Genomic DNA, 14,666 nt, shown 5'->3' with positions numbered 1-14,666 from the left:
ATATCAGCCTATTAACTAGAAGCATGTGTGTAAATAATATTAAAAACTGATATGATATCATGATTGTTTAATTTGCATGATGGGAAAGAAAGCTATTCTGGCAGGAGCCACAGGAGCAATAGGCAGCAGCCTTTTACAACAGTTACTGGCTGACAGGAATTACAGTGAAGTATTGGTACTGGTACGCAAAAAACTGGAACTCAAAAATCCAAAACTGAAGCAAATTATACTGGATTTTGACAAGATAAAAGACTTTTCACATGAAATTACCGGCGATGTGGTTTTCTGCTGTTTGGGTACAACTGCAAAACAGACACCTGATAAAATTGAGTACCGTAAAATAGATTATCAGTACCCGCTGGATATGGCCTGGATTGCACAGGTAAATGGTGCAGAAAGTTATCATCTGATATCTGCTATGGGTGCCAATAAAAATTCTTCTATTTTTTATAATAAAACAAAAGGGGAAGTAGAACATGACCTTAAGGCCGTGCCGTTTAAAAGCATCCATATTTATCAACCTTCATTACTGGACAGCTCAAGAACAGACAAGCGATTTGGGGAAGGACTCATGAACAAGATAATGCATGTGATCAATCCGCTATTGGTCGGCGCACTCAGAAAATACCGAAGTATCAAAGTAGAAGATGTAGCGAAAGCAATGGTCAATCAGTCCCTTGAAGATAAAAAAGGCATTTTTACTTATGAATCGGACAAAATTCAGGAACTTAGCGCAAAGAAGAGCCAGATATGATGAACGATTTTACGCTTGGTATTGAGGAAGAGTACATGGTGATTGACCCTGTTACACGTGAACTCACCTCACATGATCAGAAAATAGTGGAAGCCGCGCAAAAGATCTACCATGATCAGGTAAAGGCTGAAATGCACCAGGCGGTTGTGGAAGTTGGTACAGGTATCTGCAGAAATACGGAACAGGCAAGAAAAGAAATCTCCCAGTTACGTTATACAGTAGCGCAGCTGGCGGGAGAATCCGGACTGGTAATTGGTGCTGCAGGCACGCACCCTTTCTCCCGCTGGGAAAAACAACTGATCACTGAGCATCCCCGTTACAATGAAATCATCAACGAGCTGCAGGAAGCAGCACGCTCCAACCTGATCTTCGGACTTCATGTGCATGTAGGCTTTCAATCCAGGGAACTGGCTATTCATATCGCAAATCAGGTACGCTATTTCCTGCCCCATGTATTTGCATTATCGACCAACTCTCCTTTTTGGGAAGGCCGTAATACGGGATATAAATCATATCGCACCAAGATATTCGACAAGTTTCCACGAACGGGTATACCGGGAATATTTAACAGCATTGAAGATTATGATAACTATGTGAAACTGCTGATTAAAACCAACAGTATTGACAATGCGAAGAAAATATGGTGGGATATCCGTGTACATCCATTTTTTGAAACCATAGAATTCAGGATTTGCGATTGCCCTATGCTGATTGATGAGACGATGGCTTTTGTAGCCTTGTTTCAGGCTTTATGTGCAAAATTGTATAAATTACGCTTGCAGAACATGAGTTTTATCAATTACTCCAGAGCATTGATTAATGAAAACAAATGGCGTGCGGCAAGGTATGGACTGGACGGAAGCCTTATAGATTTTGGTAAGGAAATAGAAGTGAACAGTCGCGCTTTAATCCTGGAACTGCTGGACTTTGTAGACGATGTAGTGGATGGCCTCGGCTGTCGTAACGACATTAATTACGTACACAAAATCCTGGAAAATGGCACAGGGGCAGATAAACAGCTGGCGGTATTTGCAGAAACCGAAAGCTTTGAATCGGTGGTCGACTTTATTACTTCACAAACTTTAATAGGAGCAAAAATGTAAATGGGGAACAAAATGCAAATCAAAGTCGCGGTCATTGACATGAATAACGGACAGCCTAATCTCGGGATTGGCGCTATTCTGGATATGCTGTCTGATTACGGTAAAAGTAAGGATCTGGAAATCTCCACAGCTGTATTTGACCTGAGAAACAAACTGGACATACCTGACCACAACCATCATATCTACATTTCCAGTGGCGGGCCGGGAAGTCCGGCAGACAGTGAGGGCGAAGAATGGGAAAAGCTATTTTTTGATCTTCTGGACAAGCTAAAAACACATAATAACCGATCTGAAGATAAAAAACACGTTTTCCTGATTTGCCATTCATTCCAGCTTTTTTGCCGTAAATATGGCTTCGGGACACTGACTAAAAGGAAATCCAATTCCTTTGGGATCTTTCCAATCGAACTCACAGCCATGGGCGAAGCGGATCCATTATATGCAGGTTTGCCTAATCCATTTTACGCGGTGGACAGTCGCGACTGGCAAGTCTTAAATTCAAAAGCTATACTGAATGCAGATGGCGCGGAATTATTGGCCCTCGAAAAAGAACACGTTCATGCAGATGTGGAACGTTGCATCATGTCCATTCGATTTTCAAAAGAGTTTGTAGGTACACAATTTCACCCGGAAGCCCATCCGGCAGGAGTGAAAGCAGCAATCATTAACCAGTTCGATGAAGAAAAACAGCAGGATATGATAGAAAATCTTGAAAATACTGACAATATTATATTGACTCATCAAACAATATTGCCCAATTTTCTGGATGAAGCAATTAAACCTTTCATCAATGGTTGAACAATACAGAAGCCAATTCAACAGCAGATTTTCGACAGCAAAATACGCTGAATTTCTAAAAGTGCTGGGAGATGGTTTTGCACCGCTGCATATCAGACTCGCAGAAACTCCGGTATTCATTTCTGAGGATTTTAAAAATCAACTGGTAGCAGCAGGCGAAGAGATGATTAAACTGATCAAACAACCCGATTTCAAAACGTTAACAGCTGAAGCTATTCCTGCAGAATGGAATGTGCCAGACGAAAACAGTCATCCCCATTTTCTGGCGATAGATTTCGCCGTATGTAAAAACGAAAAAGGCAGGCTGGTTCCCAGATTAATAGAGCTGCAGGGTTTTCCTTCGCTTTTTGCATTTCAGGCGCACCTCTCGAATACTTATAAACAGGTTTTTGAACTCGATCAGATCGCTGCTTTAACTCCCTATTTTAATGGCTTAAAGGAAGAAGAATATATCTCCCTCTTAAAAAAAGTGATTGTAGGTGACTATGCACCGGAGGAAGTTGCCCTTATGGATGTTGATGCTCCTCATCAAAAAACAGCGATCGACTTTTATCTTACGCAAAAACATATTGGCATCCCTGTATTAAGTGTAACCGACATTTTTAAGGAAGGAAATCAATTGTTCTATTATCATACTGAAGGTAAAAAAGTACGTCTGAAAAGAATTTATAACAGGTTGATCTTTGACGAGCTCAATCAGCAGCACAATTTGTCTGATCTGAAATTTGACCCAAGAGAGGAGCTTGATATCGAATGGATCACCCACCCGAACTGGTTTTACCGGATCAGCAAATTTATCATGCCTTTATTGAAAAATGAGTATGTACCTGAGTCTTATTATCTGCATAAACTGGATAGGATACCTGAAGATTTGGAAAATTATGTCCTCAAACCTCTGTATTCATTTGCCGGAAAAGGTGTGATCATTGACGTCACCAAAACTGATATTGAACAAATCAAAGATCCTCAGAACTGGATTTTACAGCGAAAGGTAGTGTATGAACCTGTGATACAATCCCCGGAAGGTTTAGTGAAAGCAGAGATCAGACTATTATACATCTGGCCCGATGGCGAAGAACCACAATTATGCATCAATCTGGCCAGGATGAGTCGGGGAAAGATGATTGGTGTGCAACATAACTCCGATTGCGATTGGGTAGGTGGTACAGTGGGGCTGATGTAAATTGACAATTTTCAGACCCCATAAATCGCCGGAAATATTATATTTGTGTAATGGATATTCAAACTATCATAGTCGGACTCTTATTTGCTGCTGCCCTTTTTTATATAGGCCGCATCATTTATCGCTCTTTATCCCCTTCCAAAGGTGGCTGTGCATCGAACTGTAAATGTGGTGTGGACTTTTCTAATATCGAAACCAAAAAGAAATAGTTTTTATCTATATCACATATGTTTGAATCGTTTAAAGCCTATCTGCGTAAAAAAATAACGATAACTGATGAGCAGTTCGACCTTATTTCCGGAGATATTAAAGTAAAGACCTTCGAGAAAAATCAGCAGATTTTGTCACCGGGAGAAATCAGTAACAAAACCTATTTCGTAACCGATGGTCTATTGCGCTGTTATTCCGTAGATATCAAAGGCAAAGCAAATGTGATCCAGTTTGCTCCTGAATTATGGTGGCTGTCCGAAAGAAACAGTTTTTTTAATGAGCCTTCTGAATTCTTTATAGATGCGATAGAGCCTACTACAGCACTCATTCTTCCTAAAAACTACTTCAATGATGCGGCGGAACATGTTCCATGTCTGCATGACCTGAACAATAACATGCTTAACAATTCGATCCGCTTTATGCAGAAAAGAATTAATATGCTGCTGAGTGCTACTGCAGAAGAACGTTATCTTGACTTTATTAAATTATATCCAAACCTGACGCTAAGGGTACCGCAATGGATGATCGCATCCTATCTGGGCATCACACCAGAGTCGCTCAGCAGGGTACGTAAAGACCTTGCACACAAACACTTCAAAGCTTAACCATTTCTTATCATACATCAACGTTTAGTGCTGTTGATAGTCTTAATTTTGGGTATTATAAATAACCAATCCTAAAGATTAAAATTATGGCAACTACTAAATGGGTATTAGATCCTGCACACAGTGAACTTCAATTCAAAGTAAAACATTTAATGATTACTACTGTAACAGGTAGCTTCAATGATTTTTCAGCAGAATTGACTACCGACAATGAAAATTTCGAACATTCAGCAATCTCTTTCAAAGCTGGTGTAAGTTCTATAGATACAGGAAATAAAGACAGAGATGGTCACCTGGTGAGCGCTGACTTCTTCAATGCAGAGGAATTTCCGTCTGTATCCTTTGAGTCAACTTCATTCAAACAAGTTGATGGCGATTACAAACTGGAAGGTAATCTAACCATCAAGGGAGTAACTAAACCAGTTGCTTTAAATGTTGAATTCGGTGGAACAGCACAGGATCCATGGGGAAATACCAAAGCAGGTTTTACCTTAAGCGGAAAAATTAACAGAACTGATTTCGGCCTGACTTACAATGCAGCTTTAGAAACTGGCGGTGTAATGTTAAGTGAAGATGTTCGTATACTCGGTGAATTACAATTCGCAAAAGAAGCATAGTCTATCATTCAAAACAAATCATAAACCAGATGGAACCTGTAATAAAACCAGTCTCAGCAATTTTGAATGCGCCAGCGCCTCATATGGTTGGTGACGGGTTTAAAGTCAGCAATTTTTTTCCTAAAGGTTATAGAATTAAGATGAGTCCCTTCTTTCTGCTCGATTATAATGCGAAGACAGAGCTCAGTGCCACAACAGAACCGCGTGGGGTTGGCGTACATCCCCACCGTGGTTTTGAAACCGTAACCATTGCCTATCATGGCGGTGTAGCACACCATGACAGTGCGGGCAACAGTGGTATAATTTACCCGGGAGATGTACAATGGATGACTGCTGCACGCGGTATTCTCCACAAGGAATACCATGAAGAAAAATTCAGCAAGAGTGGCGGTGTGTTTCAAATGGTTCAGCTTTGGGTAAACCTGCCGGCAAAAGACAAGATGAGCACTCCAAAATACCAATCCGTTAAGCAGATGGATATGGGTAAATTTGAACTCCCTGCAGCTGCAGGAACAATAGAAGTTATTGCCGGGGAATATGAAGACATCAAAGGCACGGCATCAACATTTACCCCCATACAACTTTACAATTTACGCCTAAACGCCGATGGAGAAGCAACTTTAAGTTTCCCGGAAGATTTTAATACCGGGTTTGTGATTATTGAAGGTACGGTATTGATCAACGGAAGCGAAAAGGCGGAGACCAATCAATTTGTACACTTCAAAAATGAAGGCACAGAGATCAGCATCAGAGCTTCAGAGAAAAGTGTGGTATTGGTATTAAGCGGTGAGCCGATCAATGAACCAATTGCCCGCTACGGTCCCTTCCTCATGAACAATCAGGCGGAAATAAAACAGGCACTCAGCGATTATAACGAAGGCAAGTTTGGCTATCTTGAGGAGTAAAAATTAATAAAAAGAGCGCCCGTTTGTAAAGACAGCCGGACGCTCTTTTATTTATGGTTTCTTGCCTGCGCTTGTAGTATCAGTCTGCAAACTATCTATCAATGTCGTATCAGACGGAGTCGAAGCTGGTTGTTCTGCTTTCATATTTGTATCTATACTTACTGAGTCAGGCACTTTTTCACTTCCTTTATCTCCCATGGTACAGGCAGACAATGACAGAACCGCCCCGATAACAATCATAAAATATTTTGCTGAATTCATCATAATTAATGTTTCAGATTAAAACCAGCTTTATCTGCCAATTGTTTTATAATTTTTGGATCAGGCAAACCGCATAAGCGACCACTCCTTCTTCCCTGCCAATAAAACCCATCATTTCGTTGGTGGTAGCTTTGATAGAAATATCTTCAATGTCTATATTAATCGCCTGGGCGATATTTTCCTGCATCTGTGGAATATGCGGATTGATTTTCGGTGCTTCCAGGCATAACATCGCATCGATATTACCTATAGTCCATCCCTTTTCTGTGAGCAGTTTCACCGTTTCCTGTAAGAGAATCACACTGCTGATACCTTTCCATTGCGGGTCGGTATTCTTAAAATGAAAGCCAATGTCTCTTAAATTTGCTGCGCCAAGCAATGCATCACAAATCGCATGCAGCAATACATCCGCGTCAGAATGGCCAAACGCCCCTTTATGGTGTTCGAGGTTTACGCCACCAATTACAAAAGGGTGATTATCCTTAAGCTGATGTACGTCGAAACCGAAACCTACTTTAATCTTCATGCCTGTTATCTATTATGGTTCAAAATATCCCTATCCAAATGTAGCTTAATTATGGCAATCGTCATTTGCAATCCAAAAAAAGCACGTTAAAACGCTGATTGAATTTATTTTAAAATGATATTATTGAATTATTTTGGAGTGTAGAATATTTTTTACGTAATTTTAACAACTAGAATGTCACAATACGCACATATGGAAAAAACATACATATATTCTTTTGCTTTTTTGCTGTCGGTATCCTCATTAATTTCATGCAAATCTAATAAGAATGCGACCTCTGAAAAGACCGGACTTGCTTACAACAGGCAGGAAAACGGTGGTTTTCAGGTAAATAACAAGTTCCGTCGCGGTCCCGGCCCGGGCTTGGTAGAGATTGAAGGTGGTGTATTTGTAATGAGCGGAAGCGCTATCAATATTCCCGGAGAGGAACTGGGGAATTATAACCACAAACGGGAAACCACAGTTTCATCTTTCTATATGGATGAAACTGAAGTATCTAATACAAACTGGCTGGAATACCTGAACTGGATCAGAAGAACAGACCCTACAAACTACGAATATTATTACAATGAACTTCCGGACACGCTGGTATGGCGCAGACCGCTATCTTATAATGAGCCTTACGTAGACAATTACTTAAGACATCCTGCTTATCAGGACTATCCTGTGGTTGGCGTAAGCTGGGAACAGGCACAAAGATACTGCGCATGGAGAACTGATATCGTTAACGAGTCATTATTGAGAGAGCAAGGTTACATGGCCAGCTATAAAGATGTAAATGGTACTGGCAAAGGAAAACCGGCAGCCACCACCACAGCAAGACCTACTGGTCCTTTCACCACTGATTTGTATTTAAATGGTCAGTATGATGATAAAGGAAAACGTGCAATGAAAGATTTAAGCCCTACTGCTGCTGCAGCTGGTGCAACTGCCCCTAAAGGTGGCGTAACAAGAAACGTGAGACTGGAAGACGGTATCTTAAAGCAACCTTACCGCCTGCCTACTGAAGCTGAATGGGAATATGCAGCCTTAGGTCTGATTGGTAATACAGAGTATGAGAACATCTCTAATAACAAGATCTATCCATGGGATGGTTTAGGTATCAGTTCTGCAAAAAGTAAAACACGTGGTTTAATCCTTGCCAACTTTAAAAGAACCAAAGGTGATTATATGGGTGTTGGCGGATCACTGAATGATAAAGGAAGTATTACTGTTCCTGTGCGTAATTATGTGCCTAACGACTTCGGTTTGTATAACATGGCAGGTAACGTAAATGAATGGGTGGCCGATGTTTATCGTACCAATACATTTGATGCAGCAGATGCATTGAACCCCTATCGTGGTAACTACTATCAGGATAAAAAGGTAGCAGATGCCGTTACAGGTAAACTGGAAAAAGATAAGTATAACAGACCAATCATGACGGCTGCAGTATCGGCTAAAAAACAGACCTGGGCAGAGAAACAGGCTGCTGCCAATGCACCTGCAGCTACCGCTAATACTTATGCAGATCAGCGTGGTTACCGTGACAGGGCGAATGAGCTTTACGGGGAGATCACTTTGGTATCTGATAAGTCTAGAGTGTATAAAGGCGGTTCATGGGATGATCAGGCGTTATGGATGAATCCTGCTACAAGAAGGTTCCTTCAACAGGATGAATCTACTGCCGACATAGGTTTCCGTTGTGCAATGACCATGCTTGGCGCTTCTGAAATCAGAACGCAGGGCAAACCACAATTCAAGCCTAAACAACAAAAGCCTTTTAACGCTAAAAAGAGATAAATTAAATAAGACATAAAAAAACGGCCATTCTAAATAGAATGGCCGTTTTTTTATGTCTTATTTATAGATTAGAAAGTAATCAGTACCTGATTTTTCTCTACCTTATCACCAGTATGTACATGGATCGTTTTTACGATCCCTTCAGCAGTGGACTTCAGCATATTTTCCATTTTCATCGCCTCAAGCACCAGTAAACTATCGCCTTTTTTCACTTCCTGTCCCACTACAACGTTTATTTTGAGCACTAAACCGGGCATGGGTGCTTTTACATCAGCAGCCTGCTGCAGGACTGCATTTTCTAGTCCCAGCTCTTTTAACAGCCGATCAAACCTGTCTTCAATACCTGTTTCATAAACCTTCCCATTTACTTTAATTGAGGCCGTTTTATGTTGATCACCTGTAGAAACCACTTCCACCGTATATGACTTATTTTTATATAACAAATGATAATGGCCGCTCCGGAACTCAGTAATATCAAGAGTCAAATCTTCATTATCTTTCCTGAAAACACCCTGAACCTGATCCAGCGTGAAATCAATAGTGTCATTTACTTTTACCTTATACATATCAGTTGGTTAATGCATACTGAACTAAATTTGCGCCCATTTTAAGCGCCTCTGTCCTTTTATCGGCCGTATCTCCCGGATAAGTACCAAAGTCTTCCCAGCCGTTACCTAAATCACTTTCATAAGAATAATAACACACCACTCTGCCCTGCCAGATCAATGCAAAACCCTGCGCAGCTTTGCCGTCATGCTCGTGGATTTTTGGCAATCCGTTTGGAAACTTATATTTCTGCTGATAAACAGGATGATTCGGCGGAAGTTCTGCAAATGATAACTCGGGAAATACTTTCTTCATTTCCTGGCGGATAAACTTATCCAGCCCATAATTATCATCTACATGCAGAAAGCCTCCGCTGGTTAGATAAGTACGCAGGTTACGTGCTTCCTGAGTGCTGAAGACCACGTTTCCATGCCCTGTAAGATAAACCATCGGGTAATTAAATATTTCTGAACTGCCCACCTCCACGATAGCCTCATTTGCATCGAAGTTAGTAGAGAGATTGGTATTGCAATAAGCAATCAGATTGGTTAAAGCCGTACGGTTCCCATACCAGTCACCCCCGCCATTGTATTTTAAACGGGCCAGTTGATAAGTAGGCGGCCTGAAACTTGATAAGGCCAGTAATAAAAGAGGAAATAAAAAGAATAGCCTTAATTTCATCGGTTTAAGTAATTCACCTCAAAACAAGCCGCTAATGCAGCAGTTTCAGTCCTGAGACGGGTATTACCTAAAGTTAAGGGTTTAAAGTCATTTTGCAAAGCCAATTGGATTTCAGCCGGACTAAAATCTCCTTCCGGACCAATCAGAATCAGGTAATCCTGTCCCGGCTTTGACACCTCAGCAATGTATTTTCTGGGCTCGCCATCAACGCAATGCGCGATTAGTTTATGGGTAGCAGTAGTATTACTGATAAATTCTTTGAAGCTGACAGCCTCATTTAATACCGGATGGTAAGCCTGCAAAGATTGTTTAACAGCGGAAGTAATTACCTTGTTCAGGCGGTCTTCTTTGATTACTTTCCTTTCGGAACGTTCGCAGATAACTGGCGTGATCTCATCAATGCCAATCTCTGTTGCCTTTTCCAGAAACCACTCCAGCCGATCGATATTCTTGGTTGGTGCCACGGCAATGTGTAACCTGTGATTTCTTTTCTGATATTCCCTGCTGGTTTTTAAGACCCGCAGGGCAACACTTTTTTTAGCCTCTGATATAATTTCGGCCTCAAACAATCCGCCTTTTCCATCAATCAGATACACTACATCCCCAACAACGAGACGAAGTACCTTCGTACAGTGCCAGCTTTCTTCCTGGTTGAGTACATATTCTTCAGCAATGATGTCGGGGGTATAAAAAATGTGCATCTTTTTAACGTATTACAGGGATCTGGTTAGTGGTTATCCACCATATCTGTTTTGTCGATCACCAGCTCCAGTTTAATGGTTTCAATGTTCTGCTCTGTCTTTTTCAGGATGGTAAATAAGTAGCCATAACATTCTTCACTATCCCCTACTTCAGGAATTTTTCCAAATGCATGAGATACCAATCCGCCAACAGTATCAAAATCCAGGTCCTCAGGCAGATCATGCGGCAAATGTTCATTTACATCATAAACAGTCGCATAGGCATTGATAATAAATTCAGTTTCAGAGATTTTTTCTACTGTAGGTTTCTCTTCATCATACTCATCCTGAATCTCTCCTACGATCTCTTCTACAATATCTTCCAGCGTAACCATACCCGCAGTTCCGCCAAATTCATCAATGACGATAGCGATCTGAATACGTTTTTGCTGCAGTTCACTTAGCAGGTCATTGATCTTTTTGGTTTCAGGCACAAAATAAGGCTTTCTGATGATGTCACTCAATGACCACTCCTTGTTACCCGCCAGCAAAGGCAATACGTCCTTAGCATGGATAATACCTATGATCTTGTCGATAATGTCATCATATACCGGCATCCTTGAATAACCCTCGCCAATAATCAGCTGAATAACTTCCTCTTTAGGTGTAGCTAATTCAATACCTGATATTTTAGTGCGGGGCACCATGATATTTTTCACTACACGTTCATTAAAATCAAATACGTTCCTGATCAGTTCATGCTCATTTGTATCCAGGGCACCACTTTCTTTTCCCTGATCCAGCAGATAATACAATTCTTCTGTGGTATGCACTGATTCATGGCCACCTACTGATGAAATACCAAACACTTTCAAAATGATATTAGCGAAGCCATTCAGCAACCAGATAAAAGGCCTGAAAACAACGTAAAAGATTTGAAGGGGTACAGCAATAAACAAGGTAGTAGCTACCGGACGCTGAATAGAAATTGATTTAGGGGCAAGCTCTCCGAAGGTAATGTGCATTACCGTGATAAAACTGAAAGCAATAATCGGGGATGCCGTTTTAGAGAACGATTCGATGAACTCCGGCGTTTGATTTAATGAGGTGAGTAAATTGTGTAACAGATGTTCCATTACGGATTCTCCAACCCAGCCCAATCCAAGTGAGGCTAATGTAATACCCAGCTGCGTAGCAGCCAGGTATCCATCTAAATGTTGTGTAATGTACTTCGCTATATTGGCGACTCTATTACCGGATTTAGCTTTAATTTCAATTTGCGACGCTCTGACTTTAACGATTGCAAACTCAGCTGCAACGAAAAAGCCGTTAAGGACGACCAGGAAAAAGGTTAAGAATATTTGAAAGCCCATTAAGAGTTGTTTCTAAATGTACTGTTATAAAGTTCAATACTTTCTTCAATTACCTTGTAAGCATAAGAAACGCCCATCAGTTTTTCGATAGTCACATTTTTCATTTCCAAAGCTTTATAGTCCTGGAAGAATCTTACAATTTCTTTCATCTGATGCGGAGGCAATTCAGAAATGTCGTTGATATAATTTACCGACATATCGTTTTTAGCTACAGCAATAATTTTATCATCCTGCTCTCCATTATCAACCATGTGCATTACACCAATTACCTTTGCTTCCAGCAAAGTCAGTGGATACACATCAACTGAACACAAAACAAGAATATCTAATGGATCATTATCATCGCAATACGTTTGCGGAATGAATCCGTAATTAGCAGGATACATCACTGAAGAAAAAAGAACTCTATCTAATTTAATCAAATTAGAATCTTTATCTATTTCGTATTTCGCTTTTGATCCTTTTGGAATTTCAATAATTGCATTTACCGACTCTGGTAAATGAGCTCCTGGAGAAACATTATGCCAGGGGTGATTCGGGTCTATATTCATTTTAATTTATTGTTCAATGTTAGCTATGTCGTCGTTACTATTTTTAACCACTTTCTTTTTTACAAAAGTAATAATTACCGGAATTGTTGTAATTACAATAAAACCAATTATAATATAAAGCAGGTAGGCATCAATTTCCTTTTCAAATTTTTTGCCAAGAAAATAGCCCAGCAAAGTTAAGGATGTAATCCATAAAAAAGCACCGGCTATATTATATAGTGCAAACCTTTTGAAATCCAGCTTCACTACTCCCGCAATAATAGGTGCAAATGTCCTCACAATAGGTACAAAACGACCCATAATTAAAGCAAAGGCTCCCTGCTTATGATAGTAAGCTTCAGCGGCTTTAAGATAACGTTTTTTAAAAAAGAAAGTATCCTTTTTATGATACAAAACAGGACCAGTTTTTTTTCCAAACCAGTATCCTGTGAAATTACCGGAAATTGCCGCCACAATTAGTCCTGCAATCAGGACAGAAATATTGACATCCAGTTTACCCGTTGCCACAAACATCCCTGCGAGAAAAAGTAAATAATCCCCTGGCAGAAAGAACCCGATAAGCAAGCCTGTTTCAGCGAAGATTACGAACATTACTACGTAAAACCCACCTTCCCTAAGCAATTTTTCAGGATCAATGAAATGATGTAAGGAATTCCAGAAGTCGTGCATAGTTCAAGTATTCGTAAAACTACAAATAATTTTCTTGAATTGGCTTAAATCAGATTTAAAATTACTGAAGGATAAACTCCTAAAAATACAGTGATGATAACTGATAAAACTAAAACTACTTTGTACTGGAAAGGTGTTTCCAGCTCCACTTCCGGTCCTTCTTTGAAATACATCGCCACGATTACACGCAGGTAGTAGTAGAAACCAACCAGTGCATTCAGAATCGCAAAAGCAACCAGGTACACTTTATAGTCCGTCATTACATTCAGGAACATCAGGTATTTACCAATAAAACCTGCCGTTAACGGAATACCTGCCAGCGATAACATAGCGATAGTCAGCACCAGAGCAGCTAAAGGATTACGTTTAGCCAGGCCATTGAAGTTATCAAAGTTATCTCCGCCAGTTTTTTGTTTGACCAGGATAAGCACGGCGAAAGCAATGATACTGGCGAAAGTATAGGCAGCAGCATAAACCAATACGTTGTTTGACGATGAAGGGCTTAGAGTGATCAGTGAGAACAGCAGGTAACCTGCATGAGAGATACTGGAATAAGCCAGCATCCGTTTGAAGTTCTTTTGGAATAAAGCGGTCACGTTTCCGATAAACAAGGTCAGGCATACGATAGCAAATAATGCAGGCATCCAGAAATCATGTAATGGAGCAAACGTTCCGGCAAATAAACGGAGGAAGGCTGCAAAACCTGCAGTTTTCACTACGGTAGACATAAATGCAGTAATCAATGAAGGAGATCCCTCATAAACATCCGGTGTCCAGAAGTGAAACGGCGCCGCACCTATTTTAAAACATAAACCGATCATCATCAGGATAACACCAGGGTAAAATAACGGCGAAACCACCATATAGTTACCAATCAGGTAGGAGTTAATTGCCCTGAGATCGAATGAACCCGTTGCACCATAAATCAGTGTAATACCAAACAATAAGAATCCTGTAGAAAAAGCACCCATTAAAAAGTACTTCAATGATGCTTCATTAGAAGCAAAGTTATTTTTCCTGATACCGGCAAGGATATACAGGGCTACAGACATGATCTCTATACCGATGAACAACATAGCCATATTAGTATAAGAAACCATGATAATGATTCCTGAGAGCGCGAACAGGATCAGCGTATAATACTCTGCTATATTCTCACTCTGTCTGGAGAAGTAGTTCTGTGTCAGCAAAAAGATAAAAATGGTACCGAGAATCGTAAGTGCTGAAAAAGCGATAGCAAAATTATTCATCTGCATCATTCCATAATAACTCGTATTCGAATCCCATGAAGTAACGGCAAATGCCAGGGAAGTCAGCAATCCAACTAAGGTTAGCGGCAGTAATGCTTTTCCTGCTTTAAACAAACCTGCGTAAAGCACTACTAAAGCTGTGATAGCAATGGTTATAATGATATTCATTTCC

18 protein-coding genes are annotated in these 14,666 nt (G+C 40.4%); 9 read left to right on the top strand and 9 right to left on the bottom strand.

Features of this window, described 5'->3' with window-relative positions; all coding sequences use genetic code 11:
- Nucleotides 1-76 precede the first annotated feature (76 nt).
- The 8 genes from OQX62_RS16790 (at nt 77) to OQX62_RS16755 (ending at nt 6,175) form a co-directional block, all read left to right on the top strand.
- Nucleotides 77-754 (top strand): NAD(P)H-binding protein, encoded by a 678-nt coding sequence (locus OQX62_RS16790; protein WP_265832774.1) that lies wholly within the window; start codon nt 77-79, stop codon nt 752-754.
- Entirely contained in the window at nt 751-1,857 is a 1,107-nt protein-coding gene (locus tag OQX62_RS16785; protein WP_265832773.1) for a carboxylate-amine ligase, read from the top strand. Before OQX62_RS16790 ends, OQX62_RS16785 begins: the two co-directional genes overlap by 4 nt.
- 12 nt (nt 1,858-1,869) lie before the next feature.
- A complete protein-coding gene (locus OQX62_RS16780) occupies nt 1,870-2,655 on the top strand; it encodes a type 1 glutamine amidotransferase (RefSeq protein WP_265832772.1) in 786 nt (261 codons plus the stop codon).
- The gene (locus tag OQX62_RS16775) at nt 2,648-3,838 is read left to right on the top strand and encodes a hypothetical protein (RefSeq protein ID WP_265832771.1); all 1,191 of its coding nucleotides are present in this window, start codon (nt 2,648-2,650) and stop codon (nt 3,836-3,838) included. Before OQX62_RS16780 ends, OQX62_RS16775 begins: the two co-directional genes overlap by 8 nt.
- Nucleotides 3,839-3,888: 50 nt before the next feature.
- Entirely contained in the window at nt 3,889-4,047 is a 159-nt protein-coding gene (locus OQX62_RS25120; RefSeq protein ID WP_265832770.1) for a FeoB-associated Cys-rich membrane protein, read from the top strand.
- 18 nt (nt 4,048-4,065) lie between these two features.
- Nucleotides 4,066-4,653: a Crp/Fnr family transcriptional regulator gene (locus OQX62_RS16765; RefSeq protein WP_265832769.1), complete on the top strand. Its 588-nt coding sequence runs from the start codon at nt 4,066-4,068 to the stop codon at nt 4,651-4,653.
- Between the two features lie 86 nt (nt 4,654-4,739).
- Nucleotides 4,740-5,270 carry a YceI family protein gene (locus OQX62_RS16760; RefSeq protein WP_265832768.1) on the top strand — a complete coding sequence of 177 codons (531 nt, stop codon included), beginning with the start codon at nt 4,740-4,742 and terminating at the stop codon, nt 5,268-5,270.
- 29 nt (nt 5,271-5,299) lie between these two features.
- Nucleotides 5,300-6,175, top strand: coding sequence for a pirin family protein (locus tag OQX62_RS16755; protein ID WP_265832767.1), 876 nt, complete (start codon nt 5,300-5,302; stop codon nt 6,173-6,175).
- A gap of 51 nt (nt 6,176-6,226) precedes the next feature.
- On the opposite strand, the gene OQX62_RS16750 is transcribed toward OQX62_RS16755, so the two are convergent.
- On the bottom strand, nt 6,227-6,439 hold the full coding sequence (locus tag OQX62_RS16750) for a hypothetical protein (protein WP_265832766.1): 213 nt from the start codon (nt 6,437-6,439) through the stop codon (nt 6,227-6,229).
- Nucleotides 6,440-6,482: 43 nt separating this feature from the next.
- Nucleotides 6,483-6,962 carry a 2-C-methyl-D-erythritol 2,4-cyclodiphosphate synthase gene (gene ispF, locus OQX62_RS16745; protein WP_265832765.1) on the bottom strand — a complete coding sequence of 160 codons (480 nt, stop codon included), beginning with the start codon at nt 6,960-6,962 and terminating at the stop codon, nt 6,483-6,485.
- Nucleotides 6,963-7,154: 192 nt separating this feature from the next.
- On the opposite strand from ispF, the gene OQX62_RS16740 reads away from it, so the two are divergent.
- A complete protein-coding gene (locus OQX62_RS16740) occupies nt 7,155-8,744 on the top strand; it encodes an SUMF1/EgtB/PvdO family nonheme iron enzyme (RefSeq protein ID WP_265832764.1) in 1,590 nt (529 codons plus the stop codon).
- Nucleotides 8,745-8,812: 68 nt separating this feature from the next.
- On the opposite strand, the gene OQX62_RS16735 is transcribed toward OQX62_RS16740, so the two are convergent.
- From OQX62_RS16735 to OQX62_RS16705, 7 genes are read right to left on the bottom strand one after another with little or no spacing between them, the layout of a single operon-like run.
- Nucleotides 8,813-9,310 (bottom strand): acetyl-CoA carboxylase biotin carboxyl carrier protein subunit, encoded by a 498-nt coding sequence (locus OQX62_RS16735; RefSeq protein WP_265832763.1) that lies wholly within the window; start codon nt 9,308-9,310, stop codon nt 8,813-8,815.
- 1 nt (nt 9,311) lies between these two features.
- On the bottom strand, nt 9,312-9,971 hold the full coding sequence (locus OQX62_RS16730) for a DUF4159 domain-containing protein (protein ID WP_265832762.1): 660 nt from the start codon (nt 9,969-9,971) through the stop codon (nt 9,312-9,314).
- Nucleotides 9,968-10,672, bottom strand: a complete 705-nt coding sequence (locus OQX62_RS16725) for a 16S rRNA (uracil(1498)-N(3))-methyltransferase (protein WP_265832761.1) — start codon at nt 10,670-10,672, stop codon at nt 9,968-9,970. The genes OQX62_RS16730 and OQX62_RS16725 overlap by 4 nt, the downstream gene beginning before the upstream one ends.
- Nucleotides 10,673-10,698: 26 nt before the next feature.
- A complete protein-coding gene (locus OQX62_RS16720) occupies nt 10,699-12,024 on the bottom strand; it encodes a hemolysin family protein (RefSeq protein WP_265832760.1) in 1,326 nt (441 codons plus the stop codon).
- Complete coding sequence (locus OQX62_RS16715; protein WP_265832759.1) at nt 12,024-12,575, bottom strand: inorganic diphosphatase; 552 nt, start codon at nt 12,573-12,575, stop codon at nt 12,024-12,026. The genes OQX62_RS16720 and OQX62_RS16715 overlap by 1 nt, the downstream gene beginning before the upstream one ends.
- 6 nt (nt 12,576-12,581) lie before the next feature.
- Nucleotides 12,582-13,244: a DedA family protein gene (locus OQX62_RS16710; RefSeq protein WP_265832758.1), complete on the bottom strand. Its 663-nt coding sequence runs from the start codon at nt 13,242-13,244 to the stop codon at nt 12,582-12,584.
- Between the two features lie 44 nt (nt 13,245-13,288).
- Complete coding sequence (locus tag OQX62_RS16705) at nt 13,289-14,662, bottom strand: NADH-quinone oxidoreductase subunit N (RefSeq protein ID WP_265832757.1); 1,374 nt, start codon at nt 14,660-14,662, stop codon at nt 13,289-13,291.
- Between the last annotated feature and the right edge of the window lie 4 nt (nt 14,663-14,666).

The sequence above is a fragment of the Pedobacter sp. MR2016-24 genome (assembly GCF_026239655.1).
GTDB lineage: Bacteria > Bacteroidota > Bacteroidia > Sphingobacteriales > Sphingobacteriaceae > Pedobacter.
This window is presented reverse-complemented; position numbering and strand designations above follow the sequence as displayed.